General features: G+C 38.7%; 19 protein-coding genes. 18 read left to right on the top strand and 1 reads right to left on the bottom strand.

Going from position 1 to position 19752, the window contains the following annotated elements; translation table 11 throughout:
• Window positions 1–106: 106 nt before the first annotated feature.
• From glpK to proC, 6 genes are all read left to right on the top strand, one after another.
• Window positions 107–1621, top strand: a complete 1515-nt coding sequence (gene glpK, locus G396_RS0100095) for a glycerol kinase GlpK (protein WP_028124638.1) — start codon at window positions 107–109, stop codon at window positions 1619–1621.
• A gap of 75 nt (window positions 1622–1696) precedes the next feature.
• Window positions 1697–3442: an ABC transporter ATP-binding protein gene (locus G396_RS0100090; protein ID WP_028124637.1), complete on the top strand. Its 1746-nt coding sequence runs from the start codon at window positions 1697–1699 to the stop codon at window positions 3440–3442.
• Window positions 3426–4094, top strand: a complete 669-nt coding sequence (locus tag G396_RS0100085; protein WP_028124636.1) for a uracil-DNA glycosylase — start codon at window positions 3426–3428, stop codon at window positions 4092–4094. The genes G396_RS0100090 and G396_RS0100085 overlap by 17 nt, the downstream gene beginning before the upstream one ends.
• Before the next feature lie 16 nt (window positions 4095–4110).
• Window positions 4111–6018, top strand: coding sequence for an ABC-F family ATP-binding cassette domain-containing protein (locus G396_RS0100080; protein WP_028124635.1), 1908 nt, complete (start codon window positions 4111–4113; stop codon window positions 6016–6018).
• 8 nt (window positions 6019–6026) lie between these two features.
• A complete protein-coding gene (locus G396_RS0100075) occupies window positions 6027–6548 on the top strand; it encodes a dihydrofolate reductase (RefSeq protein WP_028124634.1) in 522 nt (173 codons plus the stop codon).
• Window positions 6541–7317, top strand: coding sequence for a pyrroline-5-carboxylate reductase (gene proC, locus G396_RS0100070; protein ID WP_028124633.1), 777 nt, complete (start codon window positions 6541–6543; stop codon window positions 7315–7317). Before G396_RS0100075 ends, proC begins: the two co-directional genes overlap by 8 nt.
• Window positions 7318–7439: 122 nt before the next feature.
• Here proC and trhA read toward each other — a convergent pair whose 3' ends face one another.
• Window positions 7440–8078: a PAQR family membrane homeostasis protein TrhA gene (gene trhA / locus G396_RS0100065; protein ID WP_006418497.1), complete on the bottom strand. Its 639-nt coding sequence runs from the start codon at window positions 8076–8078 to the stop codon at window positions 7440–7442.
• A gap of 135 nt (window positions 8079–8213) precedes the next feature.
• On the opposite strand from trhA, the gene G396_RS0100060 reads away from it, so the two are divergent.
• The 12 genes from G396_RS0100060 to G396_RS12050 form a co-directional block, all read left to right on the top strand.
• Window positions 8214–8438, top strand: a complete 225-nt coding sequence (locus G396_RS0100060; protein WP_028124632.1) for a YozE family protein — start codon at window positions 8214–8216, stop codon at window positions 8436–8438.
• 10 nt (window positions 8439–8448) lie between these two features.
• A complete protein-coding gene (gene deoD / locus G396_RS0100055) occupies window positions 8449–9165 on the top strand; it encodes a purine-nucleoside phosphorylase (protein WP_028124631.1) in 717 nt (238 codons plus the stop codon).
• 18 nt (window positions 9166–9183) lie between these two features.
• The gene (locus G396_RS0100050) at window positions 9184–10629 is read left to right on the top strand and encodes a S41 family peptidase (protein ID WP_248623887.1); all 1446 of its coding nucleotides are present in this window, start codon (window positions 9184–9186) and stop codon (window positions 10627–10629) included.
• 242 nt (window positions 10630–10871) lie between these two features.
• Window positions 10872–11744, top strand: coding sequence for a ribosome biogenesis GTPase YlqF (gene ylqF, locus G396_RS0100045; protein WP_028124629.1), 873 nt, complete (start codon window positions 10872–10874; stop codon window positions 11742–11744).
• Window positions 11737–12537, top strand: coding sequence for a ribonuclease HII (locus G396_RS0100040; protein WP_034907272.1), 801 nt, complete (start codon window positions 11737–11739; stop codon window positions 12535–12537). Before ylqF ends, G396_RS0100040 begins: the two co-directional genes overlap by 8 nt.
• Window positions 12538–12585: 48 nt before the next feature.
• Complete coding sequence (gene dprA / locus G396_RS09695) at window positions 12586–13491, top strand: DNA-processing protein DprA (RefSeq protein ID WP_051220998.1); 906 nt, start codon at window positions 12586–12588, stop codon at window positions 13489–13491.
• 84 nt (window positions 13492–13575) lie between these two features.
• On the top strand, window positions 13576–15633 hold the full coding sequence (gene topA / locus G396_RS0100030) for a type I DNA topoisomerase (protein WP_028124627.1): 2058 nt from the start codon (window positions 13576–13578) through the stop codon (window positions 15631–15633).
• 135 nt (window positions 15634–15768) lie between these two features.
• Window positions 15769–16683 carry a tyrosine recombinase XerC gene (xerC, locus tag G396_RS0100025; protein ID WP_028124626.1) on the top strand — a complete coding sequence of 305 codons (915 nt, stop codon included), beginning with the start codon at window positions 15769–15771 and terminating at the stop codon, window positions 16681–16683.
• Window positions 16684–17211, top strand: a complete 528-nt coding sequence (gene hslV / locus G396_RS0100020) for an HslVU peptidase proteolytic subunit (RefSeq protein WP_006418217.1) — start codon at window positions 16684–16686, stop codon at window positions 17209–17211.
• A gap of 9 nt (window positions 17212–17220) precedes the next feature.
• Complete coding sequence (hslU, locus tag G396_RS0100015; protein WP_006418287.1) at window positions 17221–18621, top strand: ATP-dependent protease ATPase subunit HslU; 1401 nt, start codon at window positions 17221–17223, stop codon at window positions 18619–18621.
• Between the two features lie 10 nt (window positions 18622–18631).
• Entirely contained in the window at window positions 18632–19516 is an 885-nt protein-coding gene (locus tag G396_RS09690; RefSeq protein ID WP_051220996.1) for an aldose 1-epimerase family protein, read from the top strand.
• A gap of 84 nt (window positions 19517–19600) precedes the next feature.
• A partial coding sequence (locus G396_RS12050) for a helix-turn-helix domain-containing protein (RefSeq protein WP_034907268.1) occupies window positions 19601–19752 on the top strand: 152 nt, incomplete at its 3' end.

Raw genomic sequence — 19752 nt, 5'->3', positions numbered from 1 at the left:
TTTTTATTTTATGCTTAAACTTAGAGAGCCATGAGGCTAAAACCATTAACTTTTAGATAATGAGTCTTAGTTCAAACAAGTATAAATTAAAGGCGGTTAGATATATATGTATGAAAAATATATTATGGCCATTGACCAAGGTACTACTTCTTCACGCGCCATTATTGTCAACCAAGTAGGCCAGATTATTGCCAGTGACCAAGCAGAATTTAAGCAATATTATCCGCAAGCTGGTTGGGTGGAACATGATCCACAAGAAATATGGAACAATGTGCAAAAAGTCATGTCAGGTGCCTTAATTAATGGTCAATTAGATCCACAACAAATCCATGCAATTGGCATCACTAATCAAAGGGAAACAAGTCTTATTTGGGACCAAAAGACAGGACAGCCCATTTATAATGCGATTGTTTGGCAATCGCGTCAAACTTCAGCAATCTCGGATGATTTACTAGACAAAGGGTATGGCTCATTTATTCAGGAACGGACAGGATTGATCCCTGATGCATATTTTTCAGCGACTAAAATCCGCTGGATATTAGATCATGTTCCAGGTGCCCAAGCGCGAGCTGAAGCAGGAGACTTACTCTTTGGGACGATTGATACCTGGCTTTTATGGAAGTTATCCAATGGTCAGGTGCATATGACCGATTATACCAATGCTTCGAGAACCATGTTGTTAAATTTAAAGACCCTAGACTGGGATGACGAAATTTTACACTTATTAAATATTCCAAAAAAAATTCTACCTCAATTAAAATCTAACTCAGAAATTTATGCCCATGCCCAATCCTATCATTTCCATGACCATCAGGTTCCGATTGCAGCTATGATTGGTGATCAACAAGCGGCTTTGTTTGGGCAGTTAGCCTTTGAAAAGGGAATGGTGAAATCGACATATGGAACGGGAGCCTTCATAATCATGAATACTGGCCAAGAAATCCGTCTATCTGATCATCAATTGCTTTCAACCGTAGCTTACGTATTAGGTGACCAAGTGACTTATGCTTTGGAAGGGTCTATTTTTGTGGCTGGTTCTGCCATACAATGGTTAAGGGATGGCTTAAACTTATTTTCAAAAGCATCTGAAAGCGAAGCGCTAGCTATGGATGCATCCGACCAGGAAACCCCAATTTATATGGTACCCGCCTTCACTGGATTGGGCGCCCCATATTGGAATCCTGATGTGAGAGGCATGATTTTAGGTCTTAGTCGGGGAACCAATAAGGCCGATTTAGCTAAAGCCACCCTGCAAGCTATTGCTTATCAAGTAAAAGATGTGGTTGATACCATGGAAGCCGATGCCAAAATGGAAATTAAACAAGTCCGGGTGGATGGGGGTGCGGCAAGTAACCATTATCTCCTTCAATTTCAAGCGGATATTTTAGGAAAAGAATTAGTCCAAGCCCAAGAGGTTGAAACGACTGCACTAGGAGCTGCGTATTTAGCGGGCCTTGCCACCAATTATTGGCAAAGTTTAGACCAATTAAAAGCTCTTCTAGGACAAGGACAAGTCTTTCAACCCCATATGGATCAAATTCAGGGGCAAAAATTGTATCAAGGTTGGCAGAAGGCTGTCAAAGCAGCTGCATATTATGCGGACCTATGTCGTGAGGATTAGTAGTCTATCAAACTAGTCTTCTGTGTTTTACTTATAGCTTATGATAAAATAAGGAAGATTAGAAGGGATGACACCATGTTAAAAGATTTTTTTTCTTATTATAAACCCTATAAACGCTTATTTATTATTGACTTCTCCTGTGCTGTTTTATCGGCTTTATTTGACTTGTTCTTTCCTGTAGCGGTTAACTATGTGATTGATCAAATTTTACCTAACCACAACCTAAAGATGGTCTTGATGTTTGCGGTCCTCCTCTTAGCTTTATATCTTTTTTCTATGTCATTAAATTATATCGTGGTGGCCCTAGGACATCGTTTAGGAATTAATATTGAAACCGATATGCGACGTCAATTATTTGCTCATTATCAAGAACAATCCTTTGCATATTTTGACCGAGTAAAAACGGGAGAATTAATGAGTCGGGTGACATCTGATTTATTTGAGATTTCTGAAATGGCTCACCATGGACCCGAAGATATTTTTATTACAGTGATGACCCTGGTGGGGGCCTTTTTCTTAATGCTCCAAGTTCATGTTAAACTAGCAGTGATTACAGTTCTTTTAGTACCAGTTTTACTAATCGCGCTTATTTTCTTCTCTCGTAAAATGGTTAAAGTGAATGAAGGAATCAATCGAAATCTAGGACATTTTAATGCGGGGATGCAAAATGCTATCTCCGGCATGAAGGTAGTTAAAGCCTTTGCCAATGAAGATCACGAGCAGACTGTCTTTGAAGGCTTAATTCAAGGGTATAAAAAACACAAGATTGCTTTCTATCAGGCCATGGCCTTATCTTCTTCTTTTAATTTTATGATTATGCGCCTCATTAATCTATTTGCCTTAGTGGCGGGGTCCTACTATACCTTAAGAGGTGAGTTAAGTGTGGGGCAATTGGTCGGCTATATTTTAATATCTAATACCTTTATTCGACCAATTGAACGGATCAACACCATGCTTGAGGTGTATCCTAAAGGAATTGCCGGCTTCAAGCGGTTCCAAGAAGAAATGAGTCAGTCGCCAGATATTGAAGACCGGCCTGGAGCCATTGTTGCACCTAAGCTCACAGGTAATATCCAATATGAAGGAGTGGGTTTTGCCTATCAGAATGGGCGTCAAGTCTTGGATAATATTAATTTAGATATTAAAGCAGGTCAAACCATTGCTTTTGTTGGACCTTCAGGTGCAGGTAAATCAACCTTGGTTAATTTGCTACCTCGTTTTTATGAAGTCAACAAGGGTAGAATCCAAGTCGATGGATATGATATTCGCGATTTAACTTTAACTTCCTTACGGCAACAGATTGGGATTGTGCAACAAGATGTCTTCTTGTTTGATGGGACCATTCGAGAAAATGTCCTTTATGGACGCCTTGATGCGAGTGAAGCTGAGGTCTTAGCCGCCATTAAAGCCGCTAAATTAGATGAGGTTGTAGCTAATTTGCCCCAAGGGATTGATACCCAAATTGGTGAAAGGGGCACATCGCTATCTGGTGGCCAAAAACAACGTTTATCTATTGCCCGAATTTTCTTGAAGAATCCTAGTATATTAATCTTAGATGAAGCCACTTCGGCTTTGGATACCGCTACAGAGCAGTACATTCAACAATCCCTAGATGATTTAGCCGTGGGGCGGACTACTTTGATTATTGCCCATCGCTTAGCAACCATTCGGAATGCAGATCGTATTCTAGTGGTTACCAAAGAGGGAATTGTTGAAGACGGAAGTCACCAAGAATTAATGGCCTTGGATAAGGTTTATGCGAGTCTTTATAAAGGGCAATTTAATGATTGGGAGTGGGCGGCCGATGAAACTAAAGCTTAATCCTTCTTGGCAAGTAGCCTTAGCATCCATCTTGGATAGTCCTTTTTACACAGCTTTAGAGGCACGAGTGATTCAGGCCTACCAAACCAAGCAGATTTATCCTAATCAAGATCAAATCTATGCAGCTTTGAATGCCTGTGATTTTGATCAAGTCAAAGTAGTGATTCTAGGTCAAGACCCCTATCATGGCCCTAATCAAGCGAATGGGCTAGCATTTTCTGTCAATCGCGGTAAAGCCTTACCACCATCCTTACGTAATATTTATCAGGAACTACAGCAAGATTTAGGCATACCTGTCGTCAAACATGGGGATTTAAGTGCTTGGGCCCAGCAAGGGGTCTTACTACTTAACACATCCCTGACGGTGAAAGAAGGGCAAGCTAACTCCATGAAAGATGTTGGCTGGTTAGAATTTACCAAAGCAATCATTCAGCTCTTAGGTGAAAAAGCGGAACCTTTAGTCTTTGTTCTCTGGGGACGCCAAGCACAAAATTATCAGAAATATTTAAAAAAACATCACCATATCATTAAGTCGGCTCATCCCAGTCCTTTATCTGCTTATCGTGGTTTCATAGGGTCTAAGCCTTTTAGTCAGATAAATAATTATTTAGTGGCAGATGGTAAAGATCCCATTGATTGGCGGTTGACTTAATGTTGAAGGAGTATTTATGAAAGAACTAAAGATTGAGAAACTCTCAAAAACTTATGGAACGAAAACCTTAATTGACCAAGTGGATTTTGCTATTCGAACTGGTGACAGGATTGGATTAATTGGACCGAATGGAACGGGGAAATCCTCCTTAATGAAGGTTATCGCTGGTAGAGATTCCTATGATAGTGGTCAGATTAGTCATCCTAACCAATATAGTATTGCCTATTTGGACCAAAATCCTGATTTTGATCCCAACAAAACAATCTTAGAGACGATTTATGATTCAAAAGCTCCAGCAATTCAGACTTTATTGGCTTATGAACAAGCTCAATATGATTTAGCGGCCAACCCAAATGATGAGAAAATTCAAGCGCATTTTTCCAAGCTTTCTGACCGGATGACCATGGAAAATATTTGGGATATTGAAGTCCAAGCCAAAACAATTTTAGACCAATTAGGAATTTCGGACCTTAAACGCACACTCGCAACTTGTTCAGGGGGCGAGCGAAAACGAATTGGTCTGGCCCAAGTCTTAATCGCCCAAGCAGATCTGCTCTTATTGGATGAACCAACCAACCATTTAGATGTTGCTTCCATCCAATGGTTAGAAAATTATTTAGCCAATTTCAAGGGAGCCTTACTTTTAATTACCCATGATCGGTATTTCCTCGAGCGATCAGTCAATAAAATTATCGAATTAAAATTTGGTCAACTAACAAGCTATCAAGGAAACTACCAAGCATATCTTGATCAGAAATTAAAAGCTGACCAAGACCAAGCCCGCAGTCAAGCCAAACAAGACCGTCTCTTCCAACAAGAACTAGCTTGGATGCGAAAAGGGGCCAAAGCGCGGACGACCAAGCAGCAAGCCCGCATTGATCGGTTTGAAACACTGAAAGAAGATATTGCAGGACGCAATCAAGCTCAAGCTGACCTAGATTTCAATTTTGGCCAGCAACGTATTGGTCAGAAAATTATGGAATTAGACCATGTTTCAATTGCGCTAGACCAATTACCAATCCTCACAGATTTTACTAAATTTTTTGTTAAGGAAGATCGCGTCGGCATTGTGGGGCCAAATGGGATCGGTAAATCCACTATTTTGAATACACTGGCCGGATTGCGTCCAGTTCAGGCCGGAAGTTATGAACGTGGTTCAACCACGCGCTTGGCTTATTATCGTCAATTAGACCAAGACTTACCAGGTGACCAAAGGGTTATTAATTATATGACCGAGATTGCCAGTCAATTTAAACGGGAGGATGGCTCAACCATTTCAGTTAGCCAGCTGCTCGAACGGTTTAATTTCCCATCAGTGACGCATTCTAGTCAAATTAAGTACTTATCGGGTGGTGAAAAACGTCGTCTTTATTTATTATCCTTATTAATACAAGAACCCAATATCTTGCTATTGGATGAACCGACCAATGATTTAGACATCGAAACCCTGCAGGTATTAGAAGATTATTTAGAAAGTTTCCAAGGGGTTGTCATTATTGTATCCCATGATCGATATTTCTTAGACAAAACTGTGGATCAGTTACTAGAGGTGCAAGGTCAAGGTATTTTTACCTATTATTTTGGTAAATATTCTGATTATTTAACTGAGAAAAAACAGGCAGAAGTCAGCAAAATTGCTAAGTCTGATTCAGATAACAAAGTGACTTCAACAGTGGTAGTGCCTTCTAACCCTAAAAGTAAAAGGAAACGTTTATCATACAAAGAGCAACAAGAATGGGATGGATTAGAGGATAAAATAATGGCTACTGAAGCAGAAATAGAATCAGTGCAAGCTGAGATGCAGATAAATGCCACCGATGTCGGTATTTTAGTCGACTTACAAGCCCAACTAGACCAATTGAATGAAGATCTTCTCTATTATTATGAACGTTACGATGACTTGTCAAACCGTTTAGAAGGGTGATTACCAAGATGATTTATTTTGTTTATGCCCAAGATTTACAAGGCGGTATTGGTTTTCAGGGTAAACTTCCTTGGCACTTACCAAATGACTTAAAATTTTTCAAAGCCACAACGATGGGCCATACCATGTTAATGGGCCGGAAGACCTTTGAGGCCATGGATTGTAGACTCTTGCCTGGTCGCAAAACTATCGTTATGACCCAACAAGCAAACTATGGTCAAGATATCGCTGGCTTGCAGGTTCTTCATACCGTTCCAGAGATACTAGCACTGGCTGAGTCAGAAGATATTTACATTATTGGAGGTGCCCAAATTTTTGACTTGTTTTGGGATCAAGTGGATGTAATCTATCGGACTGTGATTGAAGCAACCTTCACCTGTGATACCCATGTAAAAAACTTAGACCCCAAATTATGGCGGTTGGTTAAGATAGAAGTTTATGAAAAATCACCGACAAATCCATACCGTCATCGGATAGAGGTTTGGGTTCGTTTAGACAAGGAAGAGAGGAAAGGTGGGTTAAATGACTAAAAAAATTGGAATTATTGGGGTTGGAAATATGGGCCAAGCTTTAGCGAGAGTGATTCGTCACGGCCATCCTGATTATGAATTATTGTTTAACCGTCGTCACTTAGATAAATTGGATGACTTAAGTCAAGAACTCCAAGCCGAGCCTGTTTCAGTCAAGGATTTACTTTCACGAGCAGATCTAATTATATTAGCAATTAAACCCAAACAAGTGGTTGATTTCTTCAAAGAAAATGAAAGCTTAATCGCTGCTTATCCTAATAAGTTATGGCTATCTGTGGTTTCGGGTTGGAGTCTCAACGATTTAGCTAAAATAAGTCCCCAAACTTGGATTCGGTTAATGCCTAATACTCCCGTTGCGGTCGGTCAAGGCATGATTACCTATTGTCACCCAGAGCATGTAAGTTATGGCGATTTGGTCGAAGACTTATTCAAAGATGCTGGCTTAGTAGAAGCATTATCTGAAGACTTATTTCCTGCATTTACGGCCTTAGCGGGTTGTAGTCCGGCTTTTTTATATATTATTATTGAAGCCATGTCAGATGCAGGGGTTTATGCTGGTTTAGGTCGAGACCAAGCCATTCGTTTTGCTGCCCAAGCTTTGGCCGGGGCTGGTGCTATGGTTTTAGAAAGTGGTCTTCATCCTGGCCAATTAAAAGATCAAGTCACCTCACCAGCGGGGGATACAATAAAAGGCGTCCGAAATCTGGAAGCAAAGGGACTACGCTCTGCTATCATTGAAGCCATCATAGCTGCGCAGTCAATTAAATAATAAGTATTTATAAAATCAAAAAGAGTGGGTGGGGCATAAAGCCCTAGACCCACTTTTTATTATATTAAAGGAATTATGAAATAATGATTTTTTAGAAAGTTTACTGATTATTTAATCAATCGCTAGATATAGAAAAGAATTGAAGAATACATGCAAGCGGCCCCGCCAATAACAAATAGATGCCAAATAACATGCATCCAAGGTTTACTTTTCATACTGTAAAAAATAGTCCCAATAGAATAAACTAAGCCGCCGATTCCTAACCAAATTGTTGCGGATAGGTGAGAATTTTGGGTTAATGGATAAATGAGGAGGACTCCCAGCCATCCTAAAAGGAGATATAAGAAGGTAGAAAGTCGTGGAAATCGATCTGTGGCAGCCACTTCATAGATTATTCCTGAAAGGGCTAGGAACCAAATTAAGGCCAAAAAGGTGTAGGCTGGCCAACCACGCATGGTTAAGAGAATATAAGGCGTGTAGGTGCCTGCAATTAATAGATAGATGGCGGAGTGGTCAAACTTTTGAAAAAGGTGACGGAGCCGGCTAAATTTAAAGCTATGATAGAGGGTTGAACTTAAAAATAGAAGAATCAGGGAAGCGCCATAAATTGAATAAGCAACAATCGCAGTGGGTGATGAAAGATGGATTCCTTTTTGTAATAAAGCAATTAAGCCTATGATACTAAGCAGGGTTGCAATACCATGGGTCAAGGCATTAAAGACTTCAACTATGATGAAAGGTTTTAAGCTTTCTTGTTTCATAAAACAACCTCCTTTTTAATTTTATTATATACTCAAATGTTCAAGCTTCAAGTTTAATCATAATTATTTGTTTTATATTTGCTAGTCGTCACATTTTAGTATAATCTATTATAAAACAAGGAAAGTGAGATTAAGATGATACCCAGTTTTTATGAATTTATGATGCGGTTTGTAAATGAAGAAGCAAAGGATCCAATTAGTCGTTTAGCGAATGCAATTCATGATGATAGCTCTTTTCCCAAACAAAGTCAGGACTTTCAAAAAATTTCTAATTATATGGAACATAGCCTAGAATATTCAAAATTAATTTCGGTTTTTGATGAAATGTGGCAACGTTATAAATTTGATTATTTAGATTAAGGAGAAAAAAATGAGTACACATATTGAAGCCCAAGCAGGCCAAATTGCTAAAGTTGTTTTATTACCAGGCGATCCGCTTAGAGCTAAATATATTGCGGAGACCTATCTTGAAGATGTTCAACAATATAATACCGTGCGGAACATGTTTGGATATACTGGAACCTACCAAGGAGTAAAAATTTCGGTCCAAGGTACTGGGATGGGGATTCCATCTGCCATGATTTATACAGAAGAATTGATACAATTTTATGGCGTTGAAACCATTATTCGGATTGGATCCATTGGTGGTATGCAAAAAGATGTTAAAGTGAGAGATATTATCATTGGCCAAGGAGCCACGACTGATTCGAATATCTTAAGAAATATTTTTGATGGTCAAGTTCATTATTCTGCGATTGCAGACTTTAAACTTTTAGATACCCTGTATCATAAGGCTTTAACCATGATTCCATCTAAAAATATTCATGTAGGAAATGTCTTATCGAGTGACCGTTTTTATAATCAAGAAATGGATAAGGAAAAATTAGCAGCATATGGAGTATTAGGAGTTGAAATGGAAGCGGCTGGTATGTATGCAGTTGCTGCCAAACACCATAAACGTGCCTTAGCTATTTGTACAGTTTCTGATCATCTCTTAACGGGTGAAGAAACTACGGCCCAAGAACGACAAACTTCATTTACTCAAATGATGGAAATTGCTTTACAAACTGCTAAAGAATTTGCTTAGGGAATGTGGGATAAGAATATGCGATCAAATAAAAAATTTATCGAAATTATCTTGGCCGTCATTGCCGGTCTTGCAATTACAACTGGTATAGGGTATGAGGTAGGGCATAGTCAGGGACTAGCTGATTTACTTTCAGATACGGTTGCTGAGGAAGATCAATTAAGCGAAGAAGACCTAGCTCTAATTGAGTCTATCTATAATCAAATACAGACCTCATATATTAATGATGTGGATAAAAAAGAATTACTTGAAGGTGCTTTAAAAGGAATGGTTGAAGCAACGGGTGATCCTTATTCTGAATTTCTTGACCAAGATCAAACCCAAGATATGAATGAAGATCTTTCTGGTTCTTTCTCAGGAATCGGGGTACAAATTACAGTGCAAAATAACCAAGTCGTAGTTATGACGCCCATCGCTGATACTCCCGCTGAAAAAGCAGGGCTACTACCGAAAGATATTATTTTAAAAGCTGATGATAAGGATTTAAGTGGGATGACTGCTAATGAAGTCGTTCAAATTATTCGAGGGAAAAAAGGAACATCCGTTCATTTGAAAATTCAAAGAGATCAGCAAACCTTTGAAGTGGATATAAAACGGGATGATATTCCAATTTATACGGTTGAAGGTGACATCGCAAAATCCGATAAAAATGTAGGAATTGTAAAGATTAGTCAATTTAATACCACAACTGCTCAAGAATTACAGGATAAAGTAAAAGAACTTCGAAAAGCAGGGGCAAAACAATTTGTGTTTGACCTAAGAAATAATCCAGGTGGACTAATGGATCAGGCTTTATCAATTTCTAATATGTTTCTAAAAGATAAAGATACGATTATGCAGGTTCAAGAAGCCAATACTGAAAATCCAACCGTTTACGTCGCCAATGATAAGGAGTATGGCAACTTTAAAATTAAAGAACCATATGTCTTATTAGTCAATGGCGGTTCAGCTTCTGCTTCAGAAATTTTGACGGCAGCCATCAAAGAAAATACAGATGCCAAAATTTTAGGGTCTAAAACTTTCGGTAAAGGGACCGTCCAAACAGTGATCCCGCAGGGAGATTATGGAGAACTCAAATTAACTATCGCCAAGTGGCTAACGCCATCAGGTCAATGGATCCATGAAAAGGGAATTGAGCCGAGTCAAGAAGTTAAGGCTGATCCAATTCAGACCTCCATTCTCTTGAATGGTGAAGATCAATTAAGTTTGGGACGACATTCTGATTCAGTAGCTAACTTAAATGTGATTTTAAATGGGATGGGCTACTCAGCTAATCAAAAAGATGAGTTTGATCAAGATACCGAGAAAGCAGTTAAAGCTTTTCAAAAAGACCATGATTTAGACCAAGATGGAATCGTTACCGGGGATACCAGTGCCGCCATTAATTTAGCTGCTCAAGAGTATTTACAAGATCATGATGGTCAATTAGACCAAGCCATTAAGATATTAAAGGAAAAGAACTAGTTTCTTATTCTATCTTTATAATTTAGACATGTCTTTAGACACTCAGTCTAACTTTCTTCTTAGTAATTTATGGATTATTAAGGCGTGTTAGGCTGGTTTTTTTATTATTAAATTGCATGAGTGTTGTCTGCTTGAATAATGTTTCTATAACTAACCGAAGTCTTTGGATAATGTGGGAATATTTAACCCAGTGCGAGTCTGTGCTATAATAGGCACAGTTTTATAAGTAAAGAGGTGGAAGCATGGCAACGATTCAATGGTTTCCTGGTCATATGGCCAAGGCCAGACGAGAAGTTTCGGAAAAATTAAAGTTAATTGATGTAGTCATCGAGTTGGTCGATGCGAGGATTCCAGAATCCAGTCGTAATCCAATTCTACAAGACTTGATTCAGGATAAAAAAAGAATAATTGTCTTAAATAAAGCCGATTTAGCAGATCCGAAGTTGAGTCAAGCTTGGGTGAAAGCTTATTTAGAACAAGGGTTTAAGGCATTGAGTATTGATGCACAGCACAATAAAGGACTTAAAGGCTTAGAGAATGCGATTAAAGAATTAATGGCCCCTGAATTTGAAAAATTAGCTCAAAAAGGGCTTAAACCTCGACCTATTCGGCTGATGATCTTAGGAATCCCAAATGTGGGTAAATCAACCTTAATTAATCGATTTGTTGGGAAAAATCAGGCAATCACAGGCAACAAACCTGGTGTGACTAAAGCTCAGCGTTGGTTGAAAATTGGCAAGAGTTTTGAGTTGTTAGATACACCTGGAATTCTTTGGCCGAAGTTTGAAGATGAACAAGTTGGAATCAATCTAGCACTCACGGGGGCAATTAAGGATAAATTGCTTCATATGGATGATTTGGCCTTGACACTTTTAGCTATATTAAGAGAGCATTATTTAGATTCACTTTGTAATTATACTAAGTTATCCAATGATAGCCTGGCTAAACTAACCAATGTTGATTTATTATTAACACTTAGCCAAAATTGGGGCTTTAAGGATGATTATGATGCTGGGTCTGAACGATTAATAAATGATTTCCGTAAGGGTAAAGTGGGCCGTATAACCCTTGACCGGATTCCAGAACAAACTTTTGGAGACCAAGCGAATGACTGATATAAGTAAGTTTACAGTTGCTCAAGTAAAAAGCCTGTTAAGTCAAATATCTAGTCCGGACGATGACCGATTACTTATACTAGCTAAGGACCCTCGAAAGGGGGTTCAAATGGCGCTTAAGGCTAAGGAAAAAGCATTTATAAGAGAAAAAGCTAAAATAGAAGCTCACCAAGCAAAATTGGTCTATGAAAATGACTTATGGAAAAATCAATCGTTTAAGTATATTGCTGGGATAGATGAAGTAGGGCGTGGGCCCTTGGCAGGACCAGTGGTTACGGCCGCGGTTATTTTACCGCAAGATTGTGCTGCTTTTATAGGAATCAATGATTCAAAACAATTAAGTCATCAACAAAGAGTAAGCTATGCGGAAATTATTAAGGAAAATGCTTTAGCTTATAGTATTGCAATTGGGTCTGCTCAATTAATTGATCAAGTAAATATCTATCAAGCTACCCGCCAAATGATGGTAAAAGCTGTCGCAAATTTAGCTATACAGCCTGATTATCTTCTGTTAGATGCTATGCAAATTGAAAGCTCCATCCCGCAAAGGTCTATAATAAAAGGGGACCAGAAGTCCTTATCAATTGCAGCTGCATCAATCATAGCCAAGGTTTACCGTGACCAAATTATGGACCAATATGCTCTGGAGTTTCCCTATTATGATTTCCAACATAATAAGGGATACGGGACTCAAAATCATTTGGCTGGGCTAAAAGAATTCGGTTATAGCCCAATCCACCGTCGCTCATTTGAACCTGTCAAATCGATGGTCAAAAAATTAAATAATACCTAAAAGGATTCGTCACCTTTTACTGTATTTATATACAGAGGGGTGACGAATATGTTTATAAATAGTAAATTTCAAATTTTATGTCTACGCAAAGCTGGCTGGACTTACCATCAAGAATTAGCCTATTTTAAGCAATTAATCAAGTTGAACCTACTTGAAAAAGAGTTGAGTCTACTAGAGGCCCAAGAAATTTATGCTAGTTTAAATTTCCGGCATCAACCGCTTAATCCTTTTATTCGGACTAAGTTTAATTACGAACATTTAAACCAATTATCCCAGCAGAGTCTTTTTATTTTAGATGAAGATTTTCCTCATGCTTGGCAGCAATTAGCTCAACCACCACTTTTGGTGTTTTTTAGAGGTTATCGTGATCTATTAAAACAAAGATTAATCTCAATCGTAGGAACACGGTCGGTTACCAATTATGGTAAATGCGTCCTACCTTTATTAATAAATAAAATATTAAATAAAAATTGGAAAATTGTTTCTGGTATGGCGCAAGGAGTAGACCAAATTTGTCATGCCCATGCTATGGTCTATGGACCCATGTCAACCATTGCTATTATCGCTACTGGATTTAAGCAGGTCTATCCCAAAAATCATGAAGAATTCCAAGCTCAACTTGGTCAAAAGCACTTGTTATTATCAGAATATTTACCTGACCAGAAGGCAAAACGACACCATTTTATTATGCGAAATCGGTTAGTTGCGGGGATTAGTCCCGTAACCTTAGTGGTTGAAGCCGCGTTAAAATCTGGGAGTTTAATTACGGCAAACTATGCTATACAAGCCAACCGGGAATTATTAGTTCTTCCTGGCCGAATGACTGATCAGCAATCAGCAGGCTGTAATGAATTAATTAAAATAGGGGCCATCCCGATCATAAATTTACAGGATTTAAGTCAAGAATTAGACCGGATTTCAAGCTATTTTTATCCTAAATTTCCTCTTGTTTAAGAAAAAATTATTTGACAATATACAATCTATCGAATAAGATTGGTACGATTTATCTAACAAGAATAAGAAAGGGTGTGAATTCACATGGCATATAAAAACTTAGTCATTGTCGAATCACCAACCAAGGCCAAAACGATTGATAAATATCTTGGCCGTAATTATAAAGTGGTCGCTTCTAAAGGACACTTACGTGATTTACCTAAGTCCAAAATGGGCGTAGATTTAGAAAACAAGTTTGAACCTCATTATATCACGATACGTGGCCGGGGTGACACAGTAAAAGAATTAAAGAAACTTGCTAAAAGTGCTGAAAATGTCTACTTAGCAGCTGACCCGGACCGTGAAGGGGAGGCAATCGCTTGGCATTTAAGTCACTTACTCAACCTAGACTTGGCTGAAAAAAACAGAGTTGTCTTTAATGAAGTGACTAAAGACTCGGTTAAAGAAGCTTTTAAGCATCCGCGAACGATTAATTATGATTTAGTGGATGCCCAACAAGCTCGCCGTATCTTAGATAGAATTGTAGGTTATTCTATTTCTCCTTTACTCTGGAAAAAAATTAAAAGAGGGCTTTCAGCAGGACGAGTTCAATCGACTACTTTAAAATTAATTATTGACCGCGAGAAAGAAATTCGGATTTTCAAACCTGAAGAATATTGGACCATTCCAGCCAGTTTCAAAAAAGATAAAAAGACTTTTGATGCTGAATTTTATGGTTTAGAAGGTAAAAAAGTTAAATTAAATGATGAAGCATCTAGCCAAGACATTATGGCTAAGTTAGATCAAAAAGCAACTTTTGATGTCAGTGAGGTAGAGAAGAAAGAAAGACGTCGGGGACCTAATCCGGCTTTCACCACTTCAACCTTACAACAAGAAGCCTCAAACCGTTTAAATTTTAGAACTGGTAAAACTATGATGATTGCCCAACAACTCTATGAGGGGATTGCCTTAAAGAGTGGAACCGTCGGTTTAATTACCTATATGCGTACCGACTCAACTCGGATATCTGATACAGCTCGCCAAGCTGCTGTCTCCTATATCAGTCAGAACTATGGTCAAAACTATTTAGGCAAAGGGGTTAAACGGTCCAACCAACAAGGGGCTCAGGATGCTCATGAAGCCATTCGTCCATCTGATCCTAGCATTACCCCTGATTCGATTAAAGAACGTTTAAGTAAAGACCAATTCCGTCTTTATTCATTAATTTGGGCTCGCTTTATGGCGAGTCAAATGGCCCATGCCGTTTATGATACTGTCCGGGTAACCATTCGCCAAAATGGGGTCGATTTTAGGGCAAATGGCTCTGCGATTAAATTCGATGGTTTTCTTAAATTATATCCAGGAAAAGATAAAGATAATCTTTTACCTGACCTAGTTGTTGGTGACCAAGTAAAATTAAGCAAGATTGAACCAAGCCAGCATTTTACGCAACCACCTGCTCGTTTTAATGAAGCCTCCTTAGTAAAGGCTTTAGAAGAAATGGGAATTGGACGGCCATCAACCTATGCTCCTACGATTGAAACTTTGCGGAAACGTTATTATGTAAAAATGAATGCCAAACGCTTTGAACCGACGGAACTAGGTGAAATTGTCAATACAACCATGGAAGAATTCTTTCCTGATATTGTCAACTCAGATTTCACGGCCCAAATGGAACAAAATTTGGATGATATTGAAGCCGGCAAACGGGAATGGATTGAAGTTCTAGATCAGTTCTATCAACCATTTAACACTGAATTATCTAAGGCTGAAGAAGAAATGGCTGAAATTGAGATTAAAGATGAACCAGCAGGATTTGATTGTCCAGAATGTGGTAATCCGATGGTAATTAAAATCGGACGTTTTGGTAAATTCTATGCTTGTTCAAATTTCCCCGATTGTCGTCACACAGAGGCGATTGTTAAAAAGATTGGGGTAACCTGTCCTAAATGTCATCAAGGCGAAATAGTTGAACGTAAATCTAAGAAAAATCGTGTCTTTTTCGGTTGTAATCGATATCCTGAATGTGATTTTGTTTCTTGGGATCAGCCTTTAGCTCGGTCTTGTCCCAAGTGTGACCATTATCTAGTAACAAAATCAAATCGCAAGGGTAGTCAGGTTAAGTGTAGTCATTGTGACTATGAAGAAGAAATACAAAAATAAATCGATTAATAAAGCAAACACCCTCACTAATTAAGATTTTTATATTAGTGGGGGTTACTTATGTATTAATCATCCTTTTTTCTACTTTTGTATGCTTATGGTATAATGCATCTTGTGATGGGGGAGGAAATTTCTATGCAAGCTGAAATCAGTCGGTTTATTACATATATTCAAGATGAAAAACGGTATTCACCCCTAACTGTCCAAGCCTATCAAAGGGATTTGAAAGAATTTGCACATTTCTTAGCTTCTTCAGGTAATGACCAGGTCCAAAGTATCTCTTACTATGATATCCGTCTGTTTATTGCTTTTTTGAATGAAAAACGGTTAAGCCGGACAAGTATTGCTCGTAAACTTTCAACCCTCAGATCGTTTTTTAAGTTTATGCTGGTTGAAACAAAACTAGATCAGAACCCGATGGATTTTGTCAATTATCAAGTGAAAAAACAACGTTTACCTGATTTTTTCTATGAAGATGAAATGCAAGCCTTATTAAAAGCAGCTGCTGAGTCTGAACATCCCTTAGCCTTGCGTAATCAAGCTATTTTAGAAGTGCTCTATGCTTCTGGACTCCGTGTTAGTGAATGTCGTTTGTTAGAACTAGGTCAGGTTGATTTCCTTGCTCAAGTTCTCAGGGTGCACGGTAAAGGTAACAAAGAACGCATTGTCCCCATGAGTGACTCTGCCAGCCAGACTATGCAAGATTATATTAAATATCTCAGACCTAAGTTGGATGTCACAGGCCAAGCCAAGCAAGTATTCTTATCTAATAAGGGAAAGACACTAACTACTCGTCAGGTCAGCCAAATTTTGAATGAGATTGTCGGCGAAGGGGCCTTAAACTTGTCAATTCATCCCCACAAACTAAGACATACTTTTGCGACTCACTTACTTAATAATGGGGCTGACCTCCGGAGTGTCCAAGAAATGTTAGGCCACGCTGACTTATCATCCACTCAAATTTATACACATATTACTAAAGATAAGCTACGGGAGAATTATATGCACCTTCATCCCCGTGCACATCGACAAACTAAGGAGGATTTATAAATGACAACAATCTGTGCTGTTAGAAAAGATAATCAATTAGCCATGGCTGGGGACGGTCAGGTAACTATGGGTGAAACTGTCATTATGAAGGGTGGCGCTCGGAAATTAAGACGAATCTATGATGATAAGGTCGTTGTAGGTTTTGCAGGTGGCGTTGCTGATGCGATTACCTTATCGGAAATGTTTGAAGAAAAATTAAGAAGCCACCAAGGACAATTAGTTCGTGCAGCCATTGAAGTAGCTAAACAATGGCGGACAGACCGGTCTTTACAAAAGTTAGAAGCTTTATTAATTGTTATGGATAATAAAGATTTATTGATGGTATCTGGTACCGGTGAGGTGATTGAACCGGATGATGGGGTTTTGACGATTGGATCAGGTGGCAACTATGCCTTAGCAGCGGCGCGGGCCATGCTAAGACAAGGAAATCCCGATCTTAAAGCAGAAGAGATTGCTAGGGAAGCACTGCTAATTGCTAGTCAGATTGATGTATATACCAATGATAATATTTTAGTAGAATCGTTTTAGGAGGGCTTTATGAACCAATTAACACCACGTTATGTTGTCAGTGAATTAGACAAATATATTATTGGCCAAGATCAAGCTAAACGCTCGGTGGCAGTCGCTTTACGTAACCGCCTTCGTCGCTTACGCTTAGATGATGAAATGCGGCAGGAAGTTAAGCCTAAAAATATCTTAATGATTGGTCCAACTGGAGTCGGTAAAACTGAAATAGCTCGCCGGTTGGCCTCCATTGCTCAAGCACCCTTTGTCAAAGTAGAAGCAACTAAATATACTGAAGTTGGCTATGTGGGTCGGGATGTGGAATCGATGGTCCGTGATTTGGTAGAAAATGCCATTCGAATCATTAAAGACCAAGAATTTGAAAAAGTTCAAGACCAAGCCGAGAATTTAGCAATTGAACGAATTGCTAAAGCTCTAAGACCTGGCAAGAAAGTCGAGAAGAAAACGAATCAAAATGGTAATTTTGATTTTATGGAAATGATGAAAAATTTTGCACCGGTTGGCCAAGAGGATTCAGAGGATGATGAAGTAGTCACTGAAGAAATTGCCTCTTCCAGAAGGGCAATTCGGGCTCAAATTCGTGAAGGTAAACTCGATAATCATGAAGTAACCATTAAAATGCAAGAAAAAAAATTGCAAATGACCAATTTAAATCCTGCAATGGAACAAATGATGGAAATGCAAGAGAGTCTATCCGCCTTACAACCCAAGAAGAAAATTGAACGGACGGTTACTGTGAAGGAAGCAATCAAATTGCTTTCCGAAGAAGAAGCTGAAAAATTGGTCAATATGGATAATATTCATCAAAAAGCCCTCAGCTTAGCGCAGGATTCTGGAATAATCTTTATTGATGAGATGGATAAAATTGCCACTAAAAATCAAAATTCTGGTGAAGTATCTCGCCAAGGAGTGCAACGTGATATTTTGCCTATCGTTGAAGGAACGCAAATTCAAACTAAATATGGGATTATTTCTACCGATCACATTCTGTTTGTTGGTTCAGGTGCCTTTCACTTAGCAAAACCTTCCGACCTAATTCCTGAATTACAAGGCCGGTTTCCGATTCGGGTTAACTTGGACGACTTGAGTCATGATGATTTTGTTAAAATCCTAGTCCAACCAAAAAATGCGCTGATTAAGCAATACCAAGCCATGTTAGCTACCGAGGGTGTTCAAATCCATTTTACCGATGATGCCATTGAAAAGATGGCTTATTATGCTGTGGAATTGAATGAAACGACTGATAATATCGGGGCGCGCCGCTTGCATACGATTATTGAAACCGTCTTGGAAGAATTACTATTTGAAGCAGCTGATACTCCCATGGGAGAGATTGAAATCACTGCAAATTATGTGTCCGAGCGTTTAGAAAAAATAACAGAGAATAAAGACTTAAGTCATTATATTTTATAGGAGGTGCCTTGTGATTGAATTAAAAAATGAAGTTCTAACAATCACTATCCGAGAAGTAGGGGCCGAAATCACCTCTATTATCGATAATAAATCAGGCTTTGAATTTCTTTGGCAAGGGGATCCTGATATTTGGAAGGGACAGGCTCCAATTCTTTTTCCCTTTATTGGTAAGTTAAAAAAAGGTACCTATTCCTATCAAGACCAAATTTTTAAACCCAATAAACATGGTTTTGCTCGTGACATGGAGTTTTATACACAGAGTGTGACCGAAAACTCAGCCTCCTTTTTTTTAAAAAGCTCCGCGGCTACCAAGGAAATTTATCCTTTTGATTTTTCCTTACAGGTAACCTATATCCTGAGTGACAACCATGTGACCGTTTCCTATGAGGTATTAAATACCTCTCATAATGAAACCTTGTATTATGCCTTAGGGGGACACCCTGCCTTCAATGTCGCCATGGATCCAGGTACAGAAGATTTTGCTGACTTAGATTTAGATTTTGTACCTGAAGCTAAATATTTGAGGATTCCTGTCAACCGTCACGGTTTAATGACACCCAATAAGGCCAAATACGAAGATTTACCAGCTAATCCCGTACAAAAGGCCAATTTTAATATTGATACCTATGTGTTTCAGATTTCTAAACGGACCCAAGTCCGCTTAACTGACCGAGCACAAGGGGTAGAAATCTTAGTAAAGCCGAATGAAATGAATTATTTAGGTGTTTGGTATCCTTATCCTAAACCAGCAAAATTAATTGCAATCGAACCTTGGACTGGTCTGCCTGACCGAAATAATGCCTCAGGTATTCTTGAAGAGAAACAAGAAATGACCGCTTTAGAGCCCCAAGCGATGAATATTCATGGCTTCACGCTCGAACTTAAGAAACAGTAAAAAAATCCCTAGTTAGAAAGACGGATTATATTGTACTGACCCCCTAAAGTTGGACCAAAAAATCCAACTTTAGGGGGTCTTTGTATGGCTAAATATAGCTTAGAATTCAAAATGAAAGTCGTCGCAGAATATCTTTCGGATACGATTGGATACAAACCGTTAGCTAAAAAATACAACATGAAGGATACTCAACAGATTAGGCGGTGGGTCAATGCCTATCAAACGTCAGGGATTAA

The sequence above is a fragment of the Eremococcus coleocola DSM 15696 genome (assembly GCF_000428865.1).
GTDB lineage: Bacteria > Bacillota > Bacilli > Lactobacillales > Aerococcaceae > Eremococcus > Eremococcus coleocola.
Note: the sequence above shows the minus strand (reverse complement) of the source record. Positions and strands in the feature narration are given on the sequence as shown.